The organism is Pantoea sp. GM_Pan_3 (assembly GCF_026541045.1).
Lineage (GTDB): Bacteria > Pseudomonadota > Gammaproteobacteria > Enterobacterales > Enterobacteriaceae > Pantoea > Pantoea anthophila.
Genome location: NZ_JALNVA010000006.1, coordinates 207,802 through 229,872, shown reverse-complemented (window position 1 = coordinate 229,872; position 22,071 = coordinate 207,802). Strand labels below are relative to the sequence as shown.

22 protein-coding genes are annotated in these 22,071 nt (G+C 58.0%); 8 read left to right on the top strand and 14 right to left on the bottom strand.

The window, feature by feature from the left end; genetic code table 11:
• Positions 1–8: 8 nt before the first annotated feature.
• The gene (gene kefB / locus OXR04_RS17630) at positions 9–1,814 is read right to left on the bottom strand and encodes a glutathione-regulated potassium-efflux system protein KefB (RefSeq protein ID WP_009087622.1); all 1,806 of its coding nucleotides are present in this window, start codon (positions 1,812–1,814) and stop codon (positions 9–11) included.
• Positions 1,815–2,366: a glutathione-regulated potassium-efflux system ancillary protein KefG gene (gene kefG / locus OXR04_RS17625; protein ID WP_009087624.1), complete on the bottom strand. Its 552-nt coding sequence runs from the start codon at positions 2,364–2,366 to the stop codon at positions 1,815–1,817.
• A gap of 112 nt (positions 2,367–2,478) precedes the next feature.
• On the opposite strand from kefG, the gene OXR04_RS17620 reads away from it, so the two are divergent.
• Positions 2,479–4,383 (top strand): ABC transporter ATP-binding protein, encoded by a 1,905-nt coding sequence (locus OXR04_RS17620; RefSeq protein ID WP_111207895.1) that lies wholly within the window; start codon positions 2,479–2,481, stop codon positions 4,381–4,383.
• A 42-nt stretch (positions 4,384–4,425) separates the two neighbouring features.
• Here the strand turns inward: OXR04_RS17620 and tauD are convergent, their stop codons facing one another.
• From tauD to tauA, 4 genes are read right to left on the bottom strand one after another with little or no spacing between them, the layout of a single operon-like run.
• Positions 4,426–5,265: a taurine dioxygenase gene (gene tauD / locus OXR04_RS17615; RefSeq protein ID WP_009087629.1), complete on the bottom strand. Its 840-nt coding sequence runs from the start codon at positions 5,263–5,265 to the stop codon at positions 4,426–4,428.
• Positions 5,262–6,089, bottom strand: a complete 828-nt coding sequence (tauC, locus tag OXR04_RS17610; RefSeq protein WP_150030070.1) for a taurine ABC transporter permease TauC — start codon at positions 6,087–6,089, stop codon at positions 5,262–5,264. The genes tauD and tauC overlap by 4 nt, the downstream gene beginning before the upstream one ends.
• On the bottom strand, positions 6,086–6,853 hold the full coding sequence (gene tauB / locus OXR04_RS17605; RefSeq protein ID WP_009087632.1) for a taurine ABC transporter ATP-binding subunit: 768 nt from the start codon (positions 6,851–6,853) through the stop codon (positions 6,086–6,088). Before tauB ends, tauC begins: the two co-directional genes overlap by 4 nt.
• 9 nt (positions 6,854–6,862) lie before the next feature.
• Entirely contained in the window at positions 6,863–7,840 is a 978-nt protein-coding gene (gene tauA, locus OXR04_RS17600; protein WP_267372221.1) for a taurine ABC transporter substrate-binding protein, read from the bottom strand.
• 240 nt (positions 7,841–8,080) lie between these two features.
• Here tauA and OXR04_RS17595 point away from each other — a divergent pair, with 240 nt between their 5' ends.
• Complete coding sequence (locus tag OXR04_RS17595) at positions 8,081–9,061, top strand: LacI family DNA-binding transcriptional regulator (RefSeq protein ID WP_267372219.1); 981 nt, start codon at positions 8,081–8,083, stop codon at positions 9,059–9,061.
• Between the two features lies 1 nt (position 9,062).
• Here the strand turns inward: OXR04_RS17595 and OXR04_RS17590 are convergent, their stop codons facing one another.
• Complete coding sequence (locus OXR04_RS17590; RefSeq protein WP_009087637.1) at positions 9,063–9,665, bottom strand: LysE family transporter; 603 nt, start codon at positions 9,663–9,665, stop codon at positions 9,063–9,065.
• A gap of 58 nt (positions 9,666–9,723) precedes the next feature.
• Between OXR04_RS17590 and OXR04_RS17585 the strand changes: the two genes are divergently transcribed.
• From OXR04_RS17585 to OXR04_RS17575, 3 genes are all read left to right on the top strand, one after another.
• Entirely contained in the window at positions 9,724–10,740 is a 1,017-nt protein-coding gene (locus OXR04_RS17585) for a hydrolase (RefSeq protein WP_267372217.1), read from the top strand.
• Positions 10,741–10,744: 4 nt separating this feature from the next.
• On the top strand, positions 10,745–10,963 hold the full coding sequence (locus OXR04_RS17580) for a YheU family protein (RefSeq protein ID WP_009087640.1): 219 nt from the start codon (positions 10,745–10,747) through the stop codon (positions 10,961–10,963).
• Between the two features lie 61 nt (positions 10,964–11,024).
• Entirely contained in the window at positions 11,025–11,894 is an 870-nt protein-coding gene (locus OXR04_RS17575; protein ID WP_009087643.1) for a phosphoribulokinase, read from the top strand.
• Between the two features lie 401 nt (positions 11,895–12,295).
• Here the strand turns inward: OXR04_RS17575 and OXR04_RS17570 are convergent, their stop codons facing one another.
• Positions 12,296–12,700 carry an OsmC family protein gene (locus OXR04_RS17570; RefSeq protein ID WP_009087644.1) on the bottom strand — a complete coding sequence of 135 codons (405 nt, stop codon included), beginning with the start codon at positions 12,698–12,700 and terminating at the stop codon, positions 12,296–12,298.
• Between the two features lie 303 nt (positions 12,701–13,003).
• Here OXR04_RS17570 and crp point away from each other — a divergent pair, with 303 nt between their 5' ends.
• Together crp and OXR04_RS17560 are read left to right on the top strand one after the other, a co-directional pair.
• Positions 13,004–13,636: a cAMP-activated global transcriptional regulator CRP gene (gene crp, locus OXR04_RS17565; protein WP_003852956.1), complete on the top strand. Its 633-nt coding sequence runs from the start codon at positions 13,004–13,006 to the stop codon at positions 13,634–13,636.
• A 57-nt stretch (positions 13,637–13,693) separates the two neighbouring features.
• Positions 13,694–15,781, top strand: coding sequence for a YccS/YhfK family putative transporter (locus tag OXR04_RS17560; protein WP_009087646.1), 2,088 nt, complete (start codon positions 13,694–13,696; stop codon positions 15,779–15,781).
• Here the strand turns inward: OXR04_RS17560 and OXR04_RS17555 are convergent.
• The 5 genes from OXR04_RS17555 to ppiA all read right to left on the bottom strand — a co-directional run bounded on the left by OXR04_RS17555 (position 15,771) and on the right by ppiA (position 19,115).
• Positions 15,771–16,991: an aspartate aminotransferase family protein gene (locus tag OXR04_RS17555; protein WP_046100710.1), complete on the bottom strand. Its 1,221-nt coding sequence runs from the start codon at positions 16,989–16,991 to the stop codon at positions 15,771–15,773. The genes OXR04_RS17560 and OXR04_RS17555 overlap by 11 nt on opposite strands.
• Positions 16,992–17,072: 81 nt before the next feature.
• Positions 17,073–17,648, bottom strand: coding sequence for an aminodeoxychorismate/anthranilate synthase component II (locus OXR04_RS17550; RefSeq protein ID WP_009087650.1), 576 nt, complete (start codon positions 17,646–17,648; stop codon positions 17,073–17,075).
• A gap of 41 nt (positions 17,649–17,689) precedes the next feature.
• On the bottom strand, positions 17,690–18,283 hold the full coding sequence (locus tag OXR04_RS17545; protein WP_267372216.1) for a putative adenosine monophosphate-protein transferase Fic: 594 nt from the start codon (positions 18,281–18,283) through the stop codon (positions 17,690–17,692).
• On the bottom strand, positions 18,273–18,443 hold the full coding sequence (locus tag OXR04_RS17540; RefSeq protein WP_267372215.1) for a YhfG family protein: 171 nt from the start codon (positions 18,441–18,443) through the stop codon (positions 18,273–18,275). Before OXR04_RS17540 ends, OXR04_RS17545 begins: the two co-directional genes overlap by 11 nt.
• Before the next feature lie 99 nt (positions 18,444–18,542).
• A complete protein-coding gene (ppiA, locus tag OXR04_RS17535) occupies positions 18,543–19,115 on the bottom strand; it encodes a peptidylprolyl isomerase A (protein WP_046100711.1) in 573 nt (190 codons plus the stop codon).
• 263 nt (positions 19,116–19,378) lie between these two features.
• Here ppiA and tsgA point away from each other — a divergent pair, with 263 nt between their 5' ends.
• Positions 19,379–20,557 carry an MFS transporter TsgA gene (gene tsgA, locus OXR04_RS17530; RefSeq protein ID WP_167429093.1) on the top strand — a complete coding sequence of 393 codons (1,179 nt, stop codon included), beginning with the start codon at positions 19,379–19,381 and terminating at the stop codon, positions 20,555–20,557.
• Between the two features lie 35 nt (positions 20,558–20,592).
• On the opposite strand, the gene OXR04_RS17525 is transcribed toward tsgA, so the two are convergent.
• The gene (locus OXR04_RS17525) at positions 20,593–21,870 is read right to left on the bottom strand and encodes a cytosine deaminase (protein WP_140925661.1); all 1,278 of its coding nucleotides are present in this window, start codon (positions 21,868–21,870) and stop codon (positions 20,593–20,595) included.
• Positions 21,871–22,071 lie beyond the last annotated feature (201 nt).

Genomic DNA, 22,071 nt, shown 5'->3' with positions numbered 1-22,071 from the left:
TTAAAAGGTTATTGATCATCGTCCCAGCCATCGATCTGCCGCTTTTCGCGCTGCATTTCGCGCTGGAAGATATCTTCCAGTTCCCGCCGCGCTTCACGCACGCGCGACGCCTGCGCACTTTCAGAGAGGCTGGGCATCAGTTCACGCAGCATCCGCATGTCGAGCCGGCGGAAATGCTGCTGGGCGCGATGCGCCTGATGCGGATGCATCCCCAGAGACATCAGCGTCTTGCGTCCCAGCTCCAGCGCACTGGAGAAGGTTTCACGTGAGAACTGCGTCACGCCAGCCTGCAGCAGTTCGTGTGCCTCGACACGGCCCCGGGCGCGCGCCTGAATCTGCAGCTGCGGGAAGTGCTGCTGACATAAGTGCACGATGGTCATCACATCTTCCGGTTCATTACAGGTGATCACAATCGCCTGCGCGCTGGCTGCGCCCGCCGCGCGCAATAACTCCAGCTCGGTGGCGTCGCCGTAATAAACCTTGTAGCCATATTTGCGCATCAGGCTTACCGCACTGATGTCGCGCTCCAGCACGGTGATGCGTTTGTTGTTCGCCATCAGCAAGCGGCCGACCACCTGGCCGAAGCGACCAAAGCCCACCACAATCACCTGCGGCTGATCGTCTTCAACAAAGTGCTTCTCTGCTTCTTCATCGGGCTCATTGAAGCGATGCGCCAGCAGACGATCAATACCCTGCATCAGCAGAGGCGTGGTCATCATCGACAGGGTGACGGTCACCAGCAGCATCGGCAGCTGATCGCCGGAGAAGAGCTTCGCCGAAGAGGCCGCGGAGAAGAGCACAAAGGCGAACTCGCCCCCCTGACTCAGCACGCCGGCAAACTGCTGCCGCTCGGAACTGCGTAAGCCATAAATACGCGCCAGCAGATAGAGCACCAGCGTTTTCACCGCCACCAGCGTCACCACGCCGAGCAGGATGGTCACAATATGGGTATAGAGCACACCGAGGTTGAGCGCCATGCCAACGGAAATAAAGAACAGGCCCAGCAGCAACCCTTTGAAAGGGTCAATCGCCACCTCCAGCTCATGCTGGTATTCACTCTCTGCCAGCAGGATCCCCGCGATAAAGGTGCCCAGCGCCATCGACAGACCCAGCGCATCCATAAACAGCGCGGAGCCCAGCACCAGCAGCAGCGAGGCGGCGGTAAAGACCTCACGGACACCTGATGCGGCGATATAGCGGAAGATAGGCCGCAGCAGATAGCGTCCCCCCACCAGCATGCCTGCGAACGCCAGCACCTTCATGCCGACTTTCATCCAGTCAATATGGCCGCTGTCGGTGCCCGCCAGCAGCGGAATCAGCGCCAGGGCCGGGATCACCGCGATATCCTGAAACAGCAGCACCGAAAAGCCCAGCTGCCCCGCTTCGCTGCGGTTCATGCCTTTATCCATCATCAGCTGCAGCGCCATCGCGGTTGAGGACATCGCCAGACCGATGCCGCCGATGACCGCCGCCTGCCAGCTAAAGTCAGTCAGCCACAGCAGGCCGCCCAGAATCGCCGCAGAGAAGATGACCTGCGCCGCACCGACACCAAAAATGGAGCGGCGCAGCGCCCACAGCTTTGCCGGGTTCAGCTCCAGTCCAATAATGAACATCAGGAAAACCACGCCCAGTTCCGAGAAATGGAGAATCTCATCGACGTCGCTGATAAAACCTAATCCCCACGGGCCGATAGCGATCCCCGCCACCAGATAGCCCAGTACAGCACCAATCCCGAGGCGAGCCGCCACCGGTACAATTAATACCGCCGCGACCAGATAAATCACCCCGGCGGTCAGCAGCGTTTGCCCTTCCATCTATATCCCTCCATTCGGCAGCGGAGCTGCCAGCCACTCGCCATAGGCGCGGGCATAATTTTTCATCAGTTCAGGACTCTGCCGACGCGCCCAGTAGACGATCATCGGCGGCATCCAGTGCATGCGGCACATCTGTGCGGTCAGCTCAAAGGGCCGCATGATGTCATTGAGTGAATAGCGGTTCAGCCCCTGCTGTTTAAAGGCGCTCTCCGGCTCCCCGGTCGTCACAACGCTGCGCCAGTATTTTCCTTCCAGCGCATTGCCATCCACGCCACTGGCAAAACCGCGCGACAGCACCCGGTCCAGCCACTCTTTCAGCAGGGCCGGACAGCTATAGGTATAGAGCGGATGCTGAAAAATGATGACATCATGTTCGCGCAGCAGCTGCTGTTCATGATGAATATCGATAAAAAAATCCGGATAGGTGGCGTACAGATCGTGTACGGTGACGTGTTCCAGCGCCTGCGCCGACTGCAACAAAATCCGGTTAGCGACGGAATCCTGTAATTCCGGATGAGCAAAAAGCAGTAACACGCGGGGTGGCTGCGACATCCTTTCCCTCCAAAGCGTCGTCATTGGTGCGGTTTTCGGCTACCATGCACGACGCAGCAAAATCTCATTATGTTGCCAGTAAATTAACATATTCTGACGATACGGCGCTTACATGATTGTCTTCTCTGCCTTACAAATTCGCCGCGGCATCCGCGTCCTGCTCGACAATGCCACCGCCACCATTAATCCCGGTCAGAAGGTCGGGCTGGTGGGTAAAAACGGCTGTGGAAAATCCACGCTGCTGTCGCTGTTAAAAGGTGAGATCACCAGCGATGCCGGCACCGTCACCTTTCCTGCTCACTGGGCGCTGGCCTGGGTTAACCAGGAAACCCCCGCGCTGGACAAAGCCGCGCTGGAGTATGTGATTGATGGCGACCGCGACTATCGCCAGCTTGAGGCTGAACTGGCGGAGGCGAACCGGCGGGACGACGGCAATGCGATCGCCCTGCTGCACGGCAAGCTTGATGCGGTGCAGGCGTGGAGTATCCATGCGCGCGCCGCCAGCCTGCTGCATGGTCTGGGCTTCAGTCAGGAGCAGCTGCAGCGCCCGGTCAGCGACTTCTCCGGTGGCTGGCGGATGCGCCTCAATCTGGCTCAGGCGCTGATCTGCCGCTCCGATCTGCTGTTACTGGATGAACCGACCAACCACCTCGATCTTGATGCCGTGATCTGGCTGGAGCGCTGGCTGAAGAGTTACGAAGGTACCCTGATCCTGATCTCGCATGACCGTGACTTTCTCGATCCGGTGGTCGACAAAATCATTCATATCGAACAGGCGTCGATGTTCGAATATACCGGCAACTACACCTCCTTTGAGCGGCAGCGCGTCGCCAAACTGGCTCAGCAGCAGTCGCTGTATGAGAGTCAGCAGGAGAAGGTGGCGCATCTGCACAGCTACATTGACCGCTTCCGTGCCAAAGCCTCCAAGGCGAAACAGGCGCAGAGCCGCATCAAAATGCTGGAGCGCATGGAGATGATCGCGCCTGCCCATGTCGATAACCCGTTCAGCTTCACCTTCCGTAAGCCGGAAAACCTGCCCAACCCGATTCTGAAGATGGAGAAGGTCACGGCGGGGTATGGCGATCGCATCATTCTCGACGCCATCAAGCTCAACCTGGTACCGGGTTCGCGCATTGGTCTGCTGGGCCGCAACGGGGCGGGCAAATCGACCCTGATTAAGCTGCTGGCGGGCGAGCTGGAGGCGATGGAGGGCAGGATTGGCCTGGCGAAAGGGATCAAGCTCGGTTACTTCGCCCAGCATCAGCTGGAGTACCTGCGGGCCGACGAGTCCCCGCTGCAGCATCTGGCGCGCATTGCGCCGAACGTGCTGGAGCAGCAGCTGCGCGACTATCTGGGCGGCTTTGACTTCCGCGGCGATAAAGTCACGGAAATGACCGAACGCTTCTCCGGCGGTGAGAAAGCGCGCCTGGTGCTGGCACTGATTGTCTGGCAGCGCCCTAACCTGCTGCTACTGGATGAACCGACTAACCACCTTGATCTGGATATGCGCCAGGCGCTGACGGAAGCGCTGATCGACTTCGAAGGCGCGCTGGTGGTGGTGTCGCACGATCGCCATCTGCTGCGCGCCACCACGGACGATCTCTATCTGGTGCACGACGGCAAAGTGGATGTCTTTGCTGGCGACCTCGAAGATTATCAGCAGTGGCTGAGCGATCTGCAGAAGCAGCAGGCGCAACAGGAGGCCGCGCCAAAGCAGGACAACGGCAACAGCGCCCAGGCGCGAAAAGATCAGAAGCGCCGCGATGCCGAACTGCGTGCGCAGACTCAGCCGCTGCGTAAAGAGATCGAAAAGCTGGAAAAGCAGATGAGCAAATGGCAGAGCCAGCTGGCCGATGCCGAAGCTCAGCTTTCGGACAGTGCCATTTATGATCCTGGCCGCAAAGCGGATCTGACCACCGCGCTGCAGCGTCAGGCAGAGAGTAAATCGGCGCTGGAAGAGGTGGAGATGGCGTGGCTGGAGGCGCAGGAACAGCTCGAACAGATGATGGCGTCCTGACGGGCTGGCCTTCTCCCTGCCCACAGGGAGAAGGCTGTGCGCTTAACGGGGTCTGTCGCCCAGGACGGTGGCCCGCTGCATAATCCGGCGCGCCGGATAGTAGTCGGCATTGGCATAGTGCTGCGTGACCCGATTATCCCAGATAGCCAGATCGTTGGGCTGCCAGCGCCAGCGCACCTGAAACTCCGGTTTGGTGGCGTGAGCGAACAGAAAGCGCAATACCGCCTCACTCTCCTTCTCACTTAACTCCACGATCCGCGTCGTGAACCCCTCATTCACAAACAGGGCTTTTTTGCCGCTGACCGGATGGGTGCGGATCACCGGATGCTGCACCGGCGGATGTTTATCGACCGCCTGCTGCCAGCGCTGATGCTCCTCCGGGGTTTTGCGGTACTTATACTCCTGAAAGGACTTTTTAAAATCGTGTTCCGCACTCAGGCCCGTCAGCAGTTGCTTAAAGGGTTCAGAGAGCGCCTCGTAAGCCGCTATCCCGCTGGTCCAGAGCGTATCGCCGCCCGCCGCCGGTAGCACCTTAGAAGCCAGCAGCGCAATCGCAGGCGGCGTGTCGATAAAGGTGACGTCGGTGTGCCAGTTATCATTATCCGGCGGGTTATCCTGGTGGGTATCCAGCACGATAATCTCCTCCACGCCTTCCGCATGCGGATAGACCGGATGAATATGCAGGTCACCGAAGCGCACTGCCAGCGCGCGATGCTGCTCCGGCGTAATCTGCTGATCGCGCAGAAACAGCACCTGATGACGCAGCAGGCCGTGATAGAGCTGCTCAAACTGCGCATCGCTCAGGGGGCGCGAGACATCCAGGTCAGAAACCTGTGCGCCAATATAGGGGCCAAGCGGGGTAAAACTGAGACGTTCACTCATGATTGTTCTCCACTCCAGGGCGTCAGACGGCGCTGCAATGCGCGGAGCCCGAGTTCTAAGCTAAAAGCGATAACGGCTATCACCGCGATACCTGCCAGCACCACATCGGTGGCAAGAAACTCTCCGGCCGACTGCACCATAAACCCCAGTCCTCGCGTGGCGGCAATCAGTTCAGCCGCCACCAGCGTCGACCAGCCCACGCCCAGACCGATGCGCAGTCCGGTCAGGATCTCCGGCAGCGCACCCGGCAGAATCACCCAGCGCAGCAGTTGCCAGCGGTTAGCCCCCAGCGAGCGGGCCGCCCGCAGCCGCACCGGCTGTGTGTTTCGTACCCCGGCCAGGGTGGAGAGCGTCACCGGTGCGAAGATGGCCAGATAGATCAGCAGAATTTTTGAGGTTTCGCCGATGCCGAACCAGATCACCATCAGGGGCAGATAGGCGAGAGGCGGAATCGGGCGATAAAGCTCAATCAGCGGATCGAGCAGTCCACGCGCAACCGGGCTGAGGCCCATCAGAATGCCGGTCGGAATACCGATGGCGGCAGCAGCGGTCAGCGCAATCAGCATGCGCGTCAGGCTGGCGGCCAGATGCTGCCAGAGCGTGGCATCCATAAACCCCTGTGCGCTGGCAATCAGCAGCAGCTTGCTGAACACCTGCTGCGGCGGTGGCAGAAACAGCGGCGCGATCAGGCCCAGCGCGGTCACGCCCCACCAGAGCAGTAACAGCAGAGAGAGGCTCAGCAGGCTCAGCGTCAGGGCCGTTGAGAAAGGCCAGCGCAGCCGACGGCGCACCGGCAGAGATTTATCGTTGATAAGCGCGCTCATGCAAATGCCTCCCGCTGATCAAACACCCGGCTCAGCACATACTCGCGCTGGGCGATAAACTGCGGATCGGATTTGATGCTGCGGCACGACTCGCCCGCGGCAAAGCGCCGGCCGAAATCGGGGCGCAGGCGCTCGACAATGCGGCCCGGTCCGGGTGAGAGCAGAATCAGTTCGCTGGCGAGGAAAATCGCCTCTTCAATGTCGTGCGTAATCAGCAGGATCTGTTTACCGCTGTCACGCCACAGCGTCAGCAGCAGGGTCTGCATCTGTTCGCGGGTAAACGCATCCAGCGCACCGAAGGGTTCATCCAGCAGCAGCAGTTGCGGGTCGGTCGCCAGCGCGCGTGCGATGCCTACCCGCTGACGCTGACCGCCAGAGAGCTGCCAGATGGCGCGCTTCTCCGCCCCTTCCAGCCCCACCTGTCTGATCAGGCGGCGCGCCACCGCCTCACGCGGCTGGCGGGGCATCCCGGCCAGCTGCAGGCCAAACGCGACATTATCCAGGACGTTGCGCCATGGCAGCAGCCCCTCATTCTGAAACACCACGCCGCGCTCCGCGCCCGGTCCGGTCACCGGCTGGTTATCCAGCGTAATGGAGCCCGACTCAACCGGCAGGAATCCGGCGACCAGATTCAGCAGCGTGGTTTTGCCGCAGCCGGAGGGGCCCAGTACCACCAGCAGTTCCTGGCTGTCCAGTTGCAGGTTGATATCCTGCAACACCGGCTGCCCGGCATACCGTGCATTAAGGTGAGCGATGCGCAGCATAGTGCCTCCTTACTGTTTAACGAGTGGCGCGACGAAGCGGGAAGTGACGTAGCTGCTGTAGTCGTTATCGGCCTGTGGCACTCGGCCCTGCGCTTTCAGAAACTGCGCGGTATCGACAATCGCTTTATTGACCGGCTTGCCCAGCTGCTCAACCTGCTGCTGCGCCGTCAGATAGGTATTCCCCTTCACCAGGTCCGGCACCTGCGCTTCCGGCACCCCGCTCAGGCGTGACAGTTTGCTGAGGTTTTCGGGCTGCTTCAGCCAGCTGTCGGGACTCTTCAGGTAGGCCTGTTGCGCCTCGATAGCGCTGCGGGCAAAGGCAGTGACGATCTCCGGATGCTGTTCGGCAAAATCTTTGCGTACGACCCAGACATCCAGCGTCGGTGATCCCCAGCTCCCCACCTGCGAAGAGTCGGTTAATACCCTGCCCTCTTTTTCCAGCTCATTTACCGCGGGTGCCCAGACATAGGCCCCGTCAATATCGCCGCGCTGCCAGGCAGCAATAATCGCGGGCGGCTGCAGATTGACCAGCTGAACCTGCGACGGCTTAATGCCCCAGTGTTTCAGCGCAGCCAGCAGGCTGTAGTGGGTAGTGGAGATGAACGGCACCGCGATGCGCTTGCCGATAAGATCTTTCGGGGAGTTGATGCTCTTTTTCACGACCAGGGCTTCCGAATTACCCAGCTGCGACGCGAGTAAAAAGGCTTCAATCGGCAGCTTCTGCGCCGCGGCCACCGCTAACGGACTGGAACCGATATTACCAATCTGGACGTCACCGGAGGCCAGCGCACGTAATACGCCCGCGCCGCTGTCAAACTTACGCCAGTCGACGCTGGCTCCGCTATCTTTGGCAAAGCTGTTGTCCGCCTGCGCCACTTTTGCCGGTTCGGCGGAAGTCTGGTAGGCCACGGTGACATTCACCGCATCAGCCCGGAAAGCCAGCAGCGCCAGCGCGGCGGCTAAAAGTGTGAAACGTGTTGTTGCCATGATCGTTTTCCCCCCTGTTTTTTTATCGTGGGGGCAGTGTCTCTGCGCACTATAGTTTCATAAAGGAATTAAAAATTATCCCTAATAGAAATAAGTTCTTAGATCACTATCTGCAAACCTAAGTCAGAAATCGCAAATGCTGAAAATAGCTAAAGTAAGCAAAAATGTCAGGCGCTCACATTGTCCCTGTGTTATTGATATGTGTTCCCATTCATTGCCTGTTAAGGTCTCTGTAACCCGATGTCGATTGAGAAAGTCGCTCAGCTGGCTGGCGTCTCCAAAGCCACGGTATCGCGGGTACTCAACGCGCATCCTGGCGTCAAGCCCGATACGCGTGAGAAAGTTCTGGCGGCGATCTCTGCCTGCGACTATCAGCCCAACTTACTGGCACGTCAGCTGCGTACGGCGCAAAGCCACATGCTGCTGGTGCTGATCTCAGATATCACCAATCCCTTCTGCTCGCGCGTGGTGCAGGGGATAGAGGCAGAAGCTGAGCTGCATGGCTATCACATCCTGCTCTGCAACTCCGCTTCGCAGCTGCAGCGGGAAGCCGCCTATCTGAGTTTGCTGACCGGAAAAGTGGTGGATGGCGTGATTACCATGGATGCCGCGTCGGGCTTGCAGGATTTGCAGGCGCTGATCGCCGGTGCGCCGTGGGTGCAGTGCTGCGAGTTTGATCCGACGATCCCCGCCTCCTCGGTCACCATCGATCATCTTGAAGCTGCGCGTGACACCGTCCATTACCTGGCCGGTAAAGGACGTAAACGCATCGGGCTGGTGAATGGCGATATGCGCTACCTCTATTCACATCATCGTGAAAAGGGCTACCGGCAGGCACTGGAAGAGCTGGAGTATCCCTGGTCTGGCGTCGCTTATACCGATGAAATTTCCCCTGAGGCGGGCAGTCAGGCCGTGAAGGAGCTGCTGGCGCTGCCGCAACCGCCGGATGCGGTGTTTGCGGTTTCCGATGTGCTGGCGGTGGGTGTGGTGCATGCGGCACTGGAGGCAGGTCTGCGCGTGCCGGAGGATCTGGCGGTGGTCGGTTTTGATGGGATTCCGTTCACCCGCAGCCTGAATCCGCCGCTGACCACCATCGAACAGCCGATGAACCAGCTGGGCGCTCGCAGCGTGCAGCTGCTATTGCAGAAGATCCGTAATCCGAACGCGTCAGTGGTCCGCGAAGTACTGCCCTGGACGCGCGTTGAACGCGCATCCAGTTAACTCAGTGCCAGATTAACAGCACGCAGGCGGCAGTCAGCAGCCCCATGGCGAGGTTGAAGATTTTCCAGGCGCGACGGCTGCGCAGAATGCGGCCAATCATCGCGCCGAATCCCATCCAGATTGCGCCCGACAGCAGATTGACCATAAACATGCCGATGCTTATCGCGGCAATCGAATGGCGATAAGCGTCCCCTGCCAGGCTGAAGCTGGCGACTGCGCCCAGCGCCATCAGCCAGGCTTTGGGGTTGATCAGCTGCAGCACGCCTCCCTGCCAGAATGGCATCGGCGCATCCGGGCCCTGGTCAGTTTCCAGCTTTTCATAGCTGGCTGTGGCGATTTTCCACGCCAGCCAGAGCAGATAGAGGCTGCCGGCGATTTTCAGCATCAGATGCAGTGACGGATAGAGCAGGATCAGGCCACCCACCCCAAAGGCCACCATCAGCAGCATCACCTGCATGCCGATCATGATGCCAATCATCAGCGGAATGGTGCGCACAAAGCCAAAATTAGCGCCCGAGGCGGTGAGTAACATATTATTAGGGCCTGGCGTGATGGCAGCGACCCAGAGAAACCCTAACATCGATAAGAAAAGACTCAGTTCCATGGCAATCGGGTACTCCTTACCCCTGCAAGAAAAAACCTTTCGAAGCTAACAGTGTGATATGGAACAGACAAGCTTTTACCCCATGAAATTTACCGGACCCGGAAATGAGCGCTTTATCCCGCCGGGCTCACTGCGTAATGCGCATCTGCAGACCGTGCTGCCGCGCCTGTTGCGGCGCCATGTCACTCTCCAGCCCCACTGGCAGCGTCTCGATCTGCCGGATGGCGATTTTGTCGACCTCGCCTGGAGCGAAGATCCGCACGCAGCGCAGCATAAGCCGCGTGTGGTGCTGTTTCACGGTCTGGAGGGGAGTTTTCACAGCCCCTATATCCATGGTCTGATGGCAATCTGCCGTGCGCGCGGCTGGCTGGCGGTGGTGATGCATTTTCGCGGCTGCAGCGGCGAGCCTAACCGACTGAACCGGATCTATCACTCCGGCGAAACGGACGATGCCCGCTTTTTCCTGCAGTGGCTGCATCGCCGCTGGGGACGCGTGCCCACCGCCGCCGTAGGCTTCTCGCTGGGCGGCAATATGCTGGGCTGCCTGCTGGGTCAGCAGGGTGCAGACGCCGGGGTTGATGCGGGCGTGATCGTCTCCGCCCCGCTGCAGCTGGAACCCTGCAGCCTGAGACTGGAGCGCGGCTTTTCTCGCGTCTATCAGTACTATCTGCTGGCGCAACTGAAGAAAAATGCCCGCCGCAAGCTACACGCCTGGCCGGATACGCTGCCGGTCAACCTGGCGCAGCTGAAAGCCCTGCGGCGACTGCGTGATTTTGATGACGCGATCACGGCCCGTGCCCACGGGTTTGCGGATGCGACCGACTACTATCAGCGTGCCAGCGCCATGCCGTGGCTGAAGCAGGTCAAAACACCGCTGCTGATCATCCATGCGAAAGACGATCCCTTTATGAGCGATGAGGTGATCCCGCACAGCAGCCAATTATCTGCCACTATTACTTATCAACTGAGCCCACACGGCGGCCACGTCGGCTTTGTCGGTGGAACGTTACGTCAGCCCGAAATGTGGCTGGAACAGCGCATCCCCCAGTGGATCGCCCCTATTCTGGATAACTGATCGCGTGATTATTCCCTGGCAACAGGTCTCCCCGGAGACCCTCGAAAACCTGATTGAAACGTTTGTGCTGCGCGAAGGCACCGACTATGGCGAACAGGAGCGCAGCCTGGTCGACAAGGTCGCGGATGTGCGTCGGCAGCTGGAGTCTGGCGAAGTGGTGCTGGTGTGGTCGGAACTGCATGAGTCGGTCAATATTATGCCGCGCAAAGAATTTCGCGGCTGATGCACCGGCGGGCATTTCATGATAACAATGCTCATTGCCCGACCACACAGGGAGCTTTTCTATGTCTGCTCGTCATCCCATTATCGCGGTGACCGGTTCCAGCGGCGCAGGAACCACCACCACCAGCCTCGCGTTTCGCAAAATCTTCCAGCAGCTAAATCTGCATGCGGCGGAGCTGGAAGGCGACAGCTTTCACCGCTTTACCCGTCCTGAAATGGATATGGCGATTCGTAAAGCGCGCGATTTAGGACGTCACGTCAGCTATTTCGGCCCGGAGGCCAACGACTTTGGCCTGCTGGAGCAGAGTTTCAAAGAGTATGGTCAAAGCGGACAGGGCCAGTCGCGTAAATATCTGCACACCTATGATGAGGCGGTGCCGTGGAATCAGGTGCCTGGCACCTTTACGCCGTGGCAGCCGCTGCCGCAGGACACCGATATTCTGTTCTATGAAGGCCTGCATGGCGGCGTGGTCACCGCGCAGCATAACGTCGCAGAACAGGTGGATCTGCTGGTGGGCGTGGTGCCGATTGTTAACCTTGAATGGATTCAGAAGCTGGTGCGGGACACCAGCGAGCGCGGCCACTCCCGCGAGGCAGTGATGGATTCGGTAGTGCGGTCGATGGAGGATTACATCAACTTCATCACGCCTCAGTTCTCCCGCACCCATATTAACTTTCAGCGCGTGCCGACCGTGGATACCTCAAACCCGTTTGCCGCCCGCGCTATCCCGTCACTGGATGAGAGCTTTGTGGTGATCCACTTTCAGGGACTGGAGGATATCGACTTTCCCTATCTGCTGGCGATGCTGCAGGGGTCGTTTATCTCGCACATCAATACGCTGGTGGTGCCCGGCGGTAAAATGGGGCTGGCGATGGAGCTGATCATGGGGCCGCTGGTGAAGCGGCTGATGGAAGGTAAACGGATAGAGTAAGAGGTCAGCAAAAAACCCTCAGAGAGCAGATGCCTTTTGCAAAAATGTAAAACCGGTTTTTCTACGGATTAAGGCTTACTGCTGAGCAGGTTTCAGGGAGATCGCTACAGATACACCCTGGGCACAAAGAATCTGACAGCAGCATATAAGCTCAACACGCAGGGAACCGGGTCAGAAGAGGAAAGCGTCCCGCCGCCCGGATAAAAACGCCGGGAGCGTTTTTGAACAACGCAACGCGTTGGCCCGGCTACGGGCGCACCTCAGGGATGAGGTGCGTAATCGCGCGGGCCGAGCGGCCATGGATTGGCTCAAGCGACTTTCCGATCTGACCCGGTTTTCTGCGCAGGCTCAATCTTACCGCCCCCAATATTGCACGAGCCGTTAATGGTCGTTTTCAGATACTACAGCTCAACCACCTCATAGCTGTGCGTCATCGTCACACCTTTCCCCAGCATGATGGCCACCGAGCAATATTTTTCAGCAGAAAGATCCACCGCGCGTGAGACCGCTTTATCCTGGAGTGCTTTACCACTCACGATAAAATGCAGGTTGATGTGCGTAAAGATTCGCGGCGCCTCTTCACGACGTTCTGAGGTCAGTTTTACTTCACAATCAGCCACATCGTTGCGGCCTTTTTGCAGAATTGATACCACATCGATCGCGCTGCATCCGCCCGCCGCCATCAGCACCATCTCCATTGGGCTGGGCGCTTTATCCCCTGAATTGCCATCCATCAGGATCTGATGGCCGGAGGATGACTCACCAAGGAATGTCATCCCTTCTACCCATTTCACTCTTGCCTGCATGATTTTTGCTCCGGAATACGCTGTTTTGTCGCCAGAGTACGCTTTCGCCTGATAAACAGCAATCCAGAGAAATCCGCCCTTAGCTGAAGCGAGACAACAGAAGACAGTCGGCAAAAGCTGTGCTACAAACAGAGCTGAAAATATTTTTCGTCACCCGATGGCGAAGCCGGGAAGAATGATGCGCACTGCGCCTGATGCGGCCCGAATAATTTCCTGAAAAGGAAACGCTTGAAGCTTTCACCGCCTGACAGGGAAAACTGCCCCCTGTATTTTGGGCACGATTACAACAGAGGATAATAGCGAATGGTTCTCGGCAAACCGCAAACAGACCCTACACTCGAATGGTTCCTGTCCCATTGCCATATTCACAAGTATCCATCCAAAAGTACGCTGATTCACCAAGGTGAAAAAGCTGAAACGCTTTACTACATCGTGAAAGGTTCCGTCGCGGTTCTGATCAAAGATGAAGAAGGCAAAGAGATGATTCTTTCCTACCTGAATCAGGGGGATTTCATCGGCGAGCTTGGCCTGTTTGAAGAAGGTCAGGAGCGCAGCGCCTGGGTTCGTGCTAAAAGCGCGTGCGAAGTGGCGGAGATCTCCTACAAGAAATTCCGCCAGCTGATTCAGGTGAACCCTGACATCCTGATGCGACTCTCGTCGCAGATGGCGCGTCGCCTGCAGGTAACGTCAGAAAAAGTGGGTAACCTCGCTTTCCTCGACGTGACCGGACGCATTGCACAGACTCTGCTTAACCTGGCGAAACAGCCAGATGCCATGACGCATCCCGACGGCATGCAAATTAAAATTACCCGTCAGGAAATTGGCCAGATTGTAGGTTGTTCACGCGAAACCGTGGGCCGTATTCTGAAGATGCTGGAAGATCAGAATCTGATCTCTGCACACGGCAAAACCATCGTCGTTTACGGCACCCGCTAATTCCTGTCATCCACGGCGTGATGTTCGCATCACGCCGTTATTGTTTGTGCTGAGCCGATGTGGCGTCGAATTATTTATCACCCTGAAGTGAACTATGCCCTGCGGCAAACGCTGGTGCTCTGCCTGCCGGTCGCGCTGGGCTGGCTGGCTGGCGACCTGCAAAAAGGTCTGCTGTTCTCGTTAGTCCCCGCCTGCTGCAACATTGCCGGTCTCGATACCCCGCATAAACGCTTCTTCAAACGTCTGATTGTGGGCGGCAGCCTGTTTGCGCTTGGCAGCTTCCTGATCCAGTGGCTTACCCTGCATGCGGTTCCGCTGCCGCTAATCCTGTTTGCGATGCCCCTGTTGCTGGGTGTCACCGGGGAGATCAGCCCGCTGCATGGCCGCCTGCTCTCCGGCACCCTCATCGCCGCTATTTTTACCCTGAGCCTGACGGGCCGCATGCCCATCTATGTGCCGCCGCTGCTCTATATCGGCGGCACCCTCTGGTATGGCGTGTTTAACTGGTTCTGGTTCTGGCTGTGGAAAGAGCAGCCGATGCGCGAAAGCCTGAGCCTGATCTACCGCGAGCTGGCGAACTACTGCGACGCCAAATATACCCTGCTGACGCAGCTGACCGATCCGGAGAAGGCCCTGCCGCCGCTGCTGGCTCGGCAGCAGAAAGTGGTCGATTTGATCAACACCTGTTATCAGCAGATGCATATGCTGTCGGCGAGCCGCGACAATAGCCATAAACGGCTGACGCGCGCCTTTCAGGTGGCGCTGGATCTGCAGGAGCACATCTCGGTCAGCCTGCACCGGCCGGAAGAGGTGCAGAAACTGGTTGAGCAGAGCCATGCTGAAGCGGTGATCCGCTGGAACGCCAAAACCATCTCAGCCCGGCTGCGGGTGCTGGCCGATACCATTCTCTACCACCAGTTAGCCGATCGTTTTGCGATGGATAAACAGCTTGGCGCGCTGGAGAAGATCGCCCGTCAGCATCCCGACAATCCGGTGGGCCACTTCTGCCTTTATCACTTCAACCGCATTGCGCGGGTGCTGCGCACCCAGAAACCGCTTTACCAGCGCGACCTGATGGCTGACCGCCAGCGCCGTCTGCCGCTGCTCCCGGCGCTGCGCAGCTACCTCTCATTTCGCTCCTCAGCGCTGCGCACTGCCGGTCGCTTTGCGGTCATGCTGATGCTGGGCAGCGCGCTGGCGCTCTTCTTCAACATCCCTAAGCCCTACTGGATTCTGATGACGATCATGTTCGTCAGCCAGAACGGCTACAGCGCCACCCGCGTCCGTATCCAGCACCGTGCGCTCGGCACCTTTGCCGGTCTGGTGGTCGCGGCGGCCACACTGCGTCTGGCGGTGCCGGAACCTGTCGTCCTGCTGGTGATGCTGGCGATTACCTTTATCAGCTATCGCTTTACCCGTCAGTTTTATGGCTGGTCGATGATTGGTTTTACGGTCACTGCGGTTTACTCGCTGCAGCTCCTCTCACTGAATGGCGCGCAGTTTCTGCTGCCGCGACTGATGGATACGCTGATGGGCTGTCTGATCGCCTTTGGCGGCATGATCTGGCTCTGGCCGCAGTGGCAGAGTGGCTTACTGCGGCAAAATGCCCATGACGCGCTGGAAACTTATCAGGATGCGCTGCGCCTCCTGCTGGGAGAGGAACAGGCACCCGGCAAACTGGCTTATCAGCGCGTGCAGGTGAATCAGGCGCACAATGCGCTGTTTAACTCGCTGAATCAGGCGATGCAGGAGCCGGGTTTCAACGCCCAGTATCTGAAAGACATGCGGCTCTGGGTCACGCACAGCCAGTTTATCGTCGAGCACATCAATGCGATGACCATTCTGGCGCGTGAGCACACCATGCTGACCCCCTCGCTGGCGGAACGTTACCTGCAATCCTGTGAGATCGCGCTGCAACGCTGTCAGCAGCGGCTGGAATATGAGGGTGCCAGTTCGCAGGTTAATCTGCTGGATGAGCTGGGGAATATCAGTGAAGGACCGGTAACGGTGGTAGAGCAGCATGTGCGACGCATTCTCGATCATCTCAGCGTCATGCACACCATCTCCTCGCTGGCGTGGAGCCAGCGACCACAACATGGCCGCTGGCTGATCAGACACTTACGGAAAAAATCCGCTAGCCGTTGAGCACTTTGCCGACAGCCGTGGCAAAGCGGCTCATGCCCTCTTCGATGTCAGCAGGCTCGATGATCAGCGACGGCGCAAAACGCATCACGTCGGTGCCGGCGACCAGCACCATCACGCCTTCAGCGGCCGCGGCATTGAGGATATCGCGCGACCGTCCGGCATGCTGCGGTTTCAGCGCCGCGCCAATCAGCAGCCCCTTGCCGCGAATATCGCTGAACAGATCGTACTTCGCATCGATAGCCTGTAAGGCGTTCACAAAGTGCTGACGACGCGCCTCAACGCCTGACAGTACCTCTGGCGTATTGATGATATCGAGTGCGGTTTCGGCAATCGCACAGGCCAGCGGGTTGCCGCCGTAGGTAGTGCCATGCACGCCTGGCGCCATCGTCGAGGCGATCTCATTGGTGGTCAGCATGGCGCTGACCGGGAAACCGCCGCCCAGCGCTTTGGCTGAGGTCAGGATATCGGGCTGAACACCATAGTGCTCATAGGCGAACAGCTTGCCGCTGCGGCCCATACCGCTCTGCACTTCGTCCAGCACCAGCAGCGCCTGATGCTTATCGCACAGCTCACGCAGTCCCTGCATAAAGGCCTGCGTCGCGGGCATCACGCCGCCTTCGCCCTGAATCGGTTCCACCACGATGGCACAGGTGTGATCGTCGATAACCGCTTTTACCGCCTCCAGGTCGTTGAACGGCACATGCACGATGTCCGCCGGTTTCGGGCCGAAGCCGTCTGAATATTTTGGCTGACCGCCAACCGTGACGGTAAACAGCGTCCGTCCATGGAAGGCGTTATGAAAGGCGATGATCTTACTTTTGAAAGGGCTGTGACGTTTGCAGGCGTAGTAACGCGCCAGCTTAAAGGCGGCTTCGTTCGCTTCGGCACCGGAGTTGGCAAAGAAAACGCGCTCCGCAAAGGTGGCCTGGATCAGCTTACTGGCCAGGCGCAGGGCCGGTTCGTTGGTGAAAACGTTGCTGGTGTGCCACAGGGTTTCGCCCTGGCTTTTCAGCGCCTCCACCAGCGCCGGATGGCAGTGGCCCAGTGCGGTGACGGCGATCCCGCCGGAGAAATCGATATACTCTTTGCCCTGCTGATCCCATACACGACTGCCTTTGCCTTTTACCGGCACAAACTGCGCAGGTGCATAAACAGGCAAAATAACGTTATCGAACGTCTCCCGGGTAACCGCAATTTTTTCCGCCGCCATTGATGACCCCATTTGAATGATAGTTGTGCAACATTGAAATAATAATCACAAAATATGCATAAAAAATCACTCAAAGGCAACTTATTGCGTCAGGAAATTGCGCAGCAGCTGATGCCCCTGCTCGCTGAGAATGCTCTCGGGATGAAACTGCACGCCTTCCAGCGCCAGCGTTTTATGGCGGAAACCCATGATCTCGTCGGGCTCACCGTCGCGCAGACTCCAGGCGGTGACCTCGAACGCATCGGGCAGCGTCTCGCGCTGCACGATCAGCGAATGGTAACGGGTGACCGTCAGGGGATTGTTGAGATTGCGGAACACGCCTTTGCCGGTGTGCTGAATGGCGGAGGTTTTGCCGTGCATCACCTGACGGGCGCGGACCACCTGCGCACCATACGCCTGCGCGATAGCCTGATGACCCAGACAAACGCCCAGCACCGGCAGCTGCCCGGCAAAGTGGCGGATGGCCGCCAGTGAGATCCCCGACTCCGAAGGCGTACAGGGGCCGGGGGAGATCACCAGATGGGTCAGCGGTAAGGCAGCCATCTGCTCCAGCGTGATGGCGTCATTGCGCACCACCTTAACCTGCGCATCCAGTTCGCAGAAATATTGATAAAGATTCCAGGTAAAGGAGTCGTAGTTGTCGATAAGCAGCAGCATGACTGATCCAGAATGATAAACCGCGCCGCTATTCTACGTGGTTAAGCCGCCTCACTCACCACTTTCGCAAAAACCGCCTCCAGCGGAGCCAGATCGCCCGCCACACCTGCCTGATTGGCCGCTTTCCAGCTCTCCGCATCGGTCTCTTCCCACGTCAGCAGATACCCGGCATGCAGCGCCAGCTGTTCGAAGAAGATGCGCTGGGCCCGCCCGTTGCCATGGCGGAACGGATGCAGCATGTTGATTTCACAATAGTAGTGGGCGATACGCGGGATAAAGGCGTCAAGCGGGAGGTCAGCCAGCCCCTTCTCCTCTTCCAGCGCGGCCATCAGGGCGTTGCCCTCTTTTTCGATATATTCGAAATGACAGAACGGCGTCTCATCGCGCCAGATATCGATGGTGCGCAGTTCACCGGCCCAGCTGTAGAGATCCTGGAACAGGGTGCGGTGAATCTGACGCAGCCAGGGCAAACCGGGGTTGCGGGGCCCCAGTTCCAGCGTGGCGAGACGCGCCGCACTGAAGCTCAGCTCCGCCTTACGCAACTGGGCGGCATCGTGAATTTCGGCCAGATTTTTCAGCACATTGTCGTGCTGCCACAGGTAAGGGTCCTGGCTGACGGCGCTGTTAGAGTCCATATTGCCTCCTCAGTGACACCAGACGTGTTTCCGCATCGTCACTCTTCACGCTGATCTCATTTGGTGTGAAGCCCTCCAGCCGACAGCTGGCCTGATAGCTGGCGCTGCGCCGCTGTTGCCACAGTGTGACCTTCTGTTTTTCGGTGAGTTTGTTCGCCATGCCGCCTCCTGCTCAGGTTTTTGCCCTAAGTATAAGAGCAAATTCTGGCTTTGCCGGAGGCGGCGGGCGATCGCCATCCGCAGATGGCGACAAAAGGCGTTAAGGCAGGACTTTCGCGGAGAGGATAACGACCGGTTTAGACGGGACATTCTGGTAAGGGCCAACATCTTTGGTCGGCACCTGAGAAATTTTTTCAACCACATCCTGGCCTTTCACAATCTTACCGAAAACGGCGTAGCCAAAATCGCGCTGTCCATGGTCGAGGAAGGCGTTATCCGCCACGTTGAGGAAGAACTGGCTGGTCGCGCTGTCTTTATCCGCAGTACGCGCCATCGAGATGGTGCCACGCAGGTTGCGCAGGCCATTATCGGCTTCATTTTTGATCGGCGCGTTGGTCTGCTTCTGCTGCATATCGGTGGTGAAACCGCCGCCCTGCACCATAAAGCCCGGGATCACGCGGTGAAAAATGGTGTTGTTGTAAAAACCGCTGTTAACGTAATCAACGAAGTTTTTTACGGAAACCGGCGCTTTCTGGTTATTCAGTTCGAGTTCGATATTACCGGCGGAGGTGGTAAGCAGAACGTGCGTGTCGCCTTTTGCGGCCAGCGCCTGGGCGGAAACAGATGAGAGCGCTAACAGGGTAATGGCCGCTGTTAAAGTACGTTTGAACATGAAAGGTTCCTTACCCTGGAGAGTGGGGATCGAAAAAAGTGATTTAGTGTAAAGAGCATGGAATACAAGAGCCAGCGTTTTACCTATATTTACGCTGCCTGCGCAAAAGCGAGACGCAAACGTTAACCCTCAGCAATTACGTGATTAAAATCACACAACACATGAAATTTGGATCTGTAGTTTCACTGCTTGTTTATTAAGATCACAGTTCCGTTTACACTTTCTGACACTTTTTGGCACCCGGTCCCTAACAGGTTCAGAACATGACAAACCGAAATCGTATTGGCCTTACCTGGATAAGCTTTTTCTCCTATGCGCTGACGGGCGCACTGGTAATCGTTACCGGCATGGTAATGGGCGATATCGCAAAAGATTTCCAGATCCCTGTCTCCAGCATGAGTAACACCTTCACCTTCCTCAACAGCGGCATTCTGGCTGCGGTCTTCCTGAATGCCTGGCTGATGGTGATTGTGCCCCTGAAGCGCCAGCTGATTTTCGGCTTCGTTCTGATGGTCCTGGCGATCGTCGGATTGATGACCAGCCGCGATCTGACCATCTTCTCGCTCTGTATGTTTGTGCTGGGCGTGGTCAGCGGTATTACCATGTCGATCGGCACCTTCCTGATCACCCATCTGTATGAGGGTCGTCAGCGTGGTTCCCGCCTGCTCTTCACGGACTCCTTCTTCAGCATGGCGGGCACGCTGTTTCCGGTACTGGCCGGGATCCTGCTGGCGCGTCAGCTGCCGTGGTACTGGGTCTACGTCTGCATCGGCTTCATCTACGTCGCGATCTTCATCATGACGCTGTGTGTGGAGTTCCCGGTGCTGCGCAAGCCTGAAAACAGCCCGACGGTGGAAAAAGAGAAATGGGGTCTGGGCGTGCTGCTGCTGTCAGTGGCGGCTCTCTGCTACATTCTCGGCCAGCTTGGCTTCATCTCCTGGGTGCCGGAATATGCCACCAAAGTCATGGGCATGAACATCAATGATGCCGGACAGTTGGTGGGCAGCTTCTGGACAGCCTATATGGTCGGCATGTGGGTCTTCAGCTTCCTGCTGCGCTTCTTCGACCTGCAGCGCATTCTGATGGTGCTGGCGGGTCTGGCCACGGTGCTGATGTACTGGTTCGTCAGCAGCAACGATGCCGGCATGCTGAAATGGATCATCATGATTCTTGGCTTCAGCTCCAGTGCGATCTACACCACAATCATCACGCTGGGTTCGCTGCAGACCAAAGTCGCCTCACCGAAGCTGGTGAACTTTATCCTGACCTGTGGCACCGTCGGCACCATGCTGACCTTTGTGGTGACGGCGCCTATCGTTGAGAAAAGCGGAGTGCACACGGCACTGGCGACCGCCAACGCGCTTTACGCGGTGGTGTTTGTCATGTGTGCGCTGCTCGGCTTTGTCAGCCGTCATCGTACGCACGGTCACATCACGCATTAATGCTTCAGGGCGGCGATTCATCGCCGCCCTGCTCGTTAACGCCGGAAATCTATGCGCTCCCGCTCCCGCCAGTAAATTTCACTTTCCGCCGGTTTTGTTTCGGCCACGACGGTGCCACGCCGCACCGAGTAGCGCACCGGAACCTGCCTTCTCACCGCATCAAAGCCACTCTCAGCCGGCAGAATGATCAGGCTCGCCTCGTTGCCGCTCTGAATGCCATAGCCGGCAAGCTGCATCGTCTTCGCGCTGTTATGCGTAATCAGATCCAGCCCCGCATCAATCTGCTCGTAGCCCATCAGCTGACAGACATGTAAGCCCATGTGCAACACCTGCAGCATGCTGGCGGTGCCCAGCGGATACCAGGGATCAAACACGTCGTCGTGGCCGAAGCAGACGTTAATCTCCGCCTCCAGCATCTCTTTGACCCGCGTAATGCCGCGCCGCTTAGGATAGGTGTCGAAACGCCCCTGCAGGTGAATATTGACCAGCGGATTCGCGACAAAGTTAATGCCCGACAGCTTCAGCAGGCGGAACAGCCGCGAAGTGTAGGCACCGTTATAGGAGTGCATGGCGGTGGTGTGGCTGGCGGTCACGCGTGCGCCGTTGCCGTCGCGATGGGCCAGCGCCGCCACGGTTTCCACAAAGCGCGACTGCTCATCATCGATCTCATCGCAGTGAACATCGATCAGCCGGTCGTAGCGGTTCGCCAGCGCAAAGGTCTTATGCAGCGACTCCACGCCATATTCGCGGGTAAATTCGTAGTGCGGAATCGCCCCGACCACATCAGCACCCAGCCGCAGCGCCTCCTCCAGCAGCGCCTCTCCGTTGGGATAGGAGAGGATCCCCTCCTGCGGAAAGGCGACGATCTGCAGGGTTATCCAGGGGGCCACCTCCGCCTTCAGCTCCAGCATCGCTTTGAGCGCCGTCAGGGAGGGATCGGAGACGTCAACGTGGGTGCGAACAAACTGGATGCCGTTGGCGATTTGCCACTTCAGCGTCTGCATCGCCCGCTGTTTAACATCCTCGTGACTGAGCATCGCCTTGCGTTCCGCCCAGCGCTCTATGCCTTCAAACAGGGTGCCGGACTGATTCCACGCGGGCTGACCCGCGGTCTGGGTGGTATCCAGATGAATGTGTGGCTCAATAAAGGGCGCACAGGCCAGACCGCCCTCGCCGTCCAGTGACTGATCGGCCGGTGTCGCCTGCTGGGGCTGGGCCGAGAGGCGGACAATCCTGCCGTCGGCAATTTCGATCTGCCACAGACCTTCCCGCCAGGGTAAACGCACGTTGTTAATCCACTTGGGTGACCGCATTGCCAGCTCCTTATCCGGGTTTTGGTTAAAACTAGCACGAATCGTCGTCCCGGCCGCAATACCGGATTATCAGCGGGTTAGCTCTTCCGGATAAAATCAATTCAAATCAACCACCTAACTCTAAATAGGTATATGGCCGGGTGGTTGATGTACATCAATAAGCGCCAGAAAGGGCGCGCTATTGTAGCCGCAGAAATCGCA

What these genes read in the sequence shown, in the direction of transcription:
- tauA (WP_267372221.1), bottom strand. Translation starts at nt 7,840, where the DNA reads ATGGCAACAACACGTTTCACACTTTTAGCCGCCGCGCTGGCGCTGCTG.
- OXR04_RS17525 (WP_140925661.1), bottom strand. Translation starts at nt 21,870, where the DNA reads ATGCGGTCACCCAAGTGGATTAACAACGTGCGTTTACCCTGGCGGGAA.
- crp (WP_003852956.1), top strand. Translation starts at nt 13,004, where the DNA reads ATGGTTCTCGGCAAACCGCAAACAGACCCTACACTCGAATGGTTCCTG.
- OXR04_RS17550 (WP_009087650.1), bottom strand. Translation starts at nt 17,648, where the DNA reads ATGCTGCTGCTTATCGACAACTACGACTCCTTTACCTGGAATCTTTAT.
- tauC (WP_150030070.1), bottom strand. Translation starts at nt 6,089, where the DNA reads ATGAGCGCGCTTATCAACGATAAATCTCTGCCGGTGCGCCGTCGGCTG.
- OXR04_RS17585 (WP_267372217.1), top strand. Translation starts at nt 9,724, where the DNA reads ATGGAACAGACAAGCTTTTACCCCATGAAATTTACCGGACCCGGAAAT.
- tauB (WP_009087632.1), bottom strand. Translation starts at nt 6,853, where the DNA reads ATGCTGCGCATCGCTCACCTTAATGCACGGTATGCCGGGCAGCCGGTG.
- OXR04_RS17540 (WP_267372215.1), bottom strand. Translation starts at nt 18,443, where the DNA reads ATGGCGAACAAACTCACCGAAAAACAGAAGGTCACACTGTGGCAACAG.
- kefG (WP_009087624.1), bottom strand. Translation starts at nt 2,366, where the DNA reads ATGTCGCAGCCACCCCGCGTGTTACTGCTTTTTGCTCATCCGGAATTA.
- OXR04_RS17555 (WP_046100710.1), bottom strand. Translation starts at nt 16,991, where the DNA reads ATGGCGGCGGAAAAAATTGCGGTTACCCGGGAGACGTTCGATAACGTT.
- kefB (WP_009087622.1), bottom strand. Translation starts at nt 1,814, where the DNA reads ATGGAAGGGCAAACGCTGCTGACCGCCGGGGTGATTTATCTGGTCGCG.
- tauD (WP_009087629.1), bottom strand. Translation starts at nt 5,265, where the DNA reads ATGAGTGAACGTCTCAGTTTTACCCCGCTTGGCCCCTATATTGGCGCA.
- OXR04_RS17590 (WP_009087637.1), bottom strand. Translation starts at nt 9,665, where the DNA reads ATGGAACTGAGTCTTTTCTTATCGATGTTAGGGTTTCTCTGGGTCGCT.
- OXR04_RS17570 (WP_009087644.1), bottom strand. Translation starts at nt 12,700, where the DNA reads ATGCAGGCAAGAGTGAAATGGGTAGAAGGGATGACATTCCTTGGTGAG.
- OXR04_RS17560 (WP_009087646.1), top strand. Translation starts at nt 13,694, where the DNA reads ATGTGGCGTCGAATTATTTATCACCCTGAAGTGAACTATGCCCTGCGG.
- OXR04_RS17595 (WP_267372219.1), top strand. Translation starts at nt 8,081, where the DNA reads ATGTCGATTGAGAAAGTCGCTCAGCTGGCTGGCGTCTCCAAAGCCACG.
- tsgA (WP_167429093.1), top strand. Translation starts at nt 19,379, where the DNA reads ATGACAAACCGAAATCGTATTGGCCTTACCTGGATAAGCTTTTTCTCC.
- OXR04_RS17575 (WP_009087643.1), top strand. Translation starts at nt 11,025, where the DNA reads ATGTCTGCTCGTCATCCCATTATCGCGGTGACCGGTTCCAGCGGCGCA.
- ppiA (WP_046100711.1), bottom strand. Translation starts at nt 19,115, where the DNA reads ATGTTCAAACGTACTTTAACAGCGGCCATTACCCTGTTAGCGCTCTCA.
- OXR04_RS17620 (WP_111207895.1), top strand. Translation starts at nt 2,479, where the DNA reads ATGATTGTCTTCTCTGCCTTACAAATTCGCCGCGGCATCCGCGTCCTG.
- OXR04_RS17545 (WP_267372216.1), bottom strand. Translation starts at nt 18,283, where the DNA reads ATGGACTCTAACAGCGCCGTCAGCCAGGACCCTTACCTGTGGCAGCAC.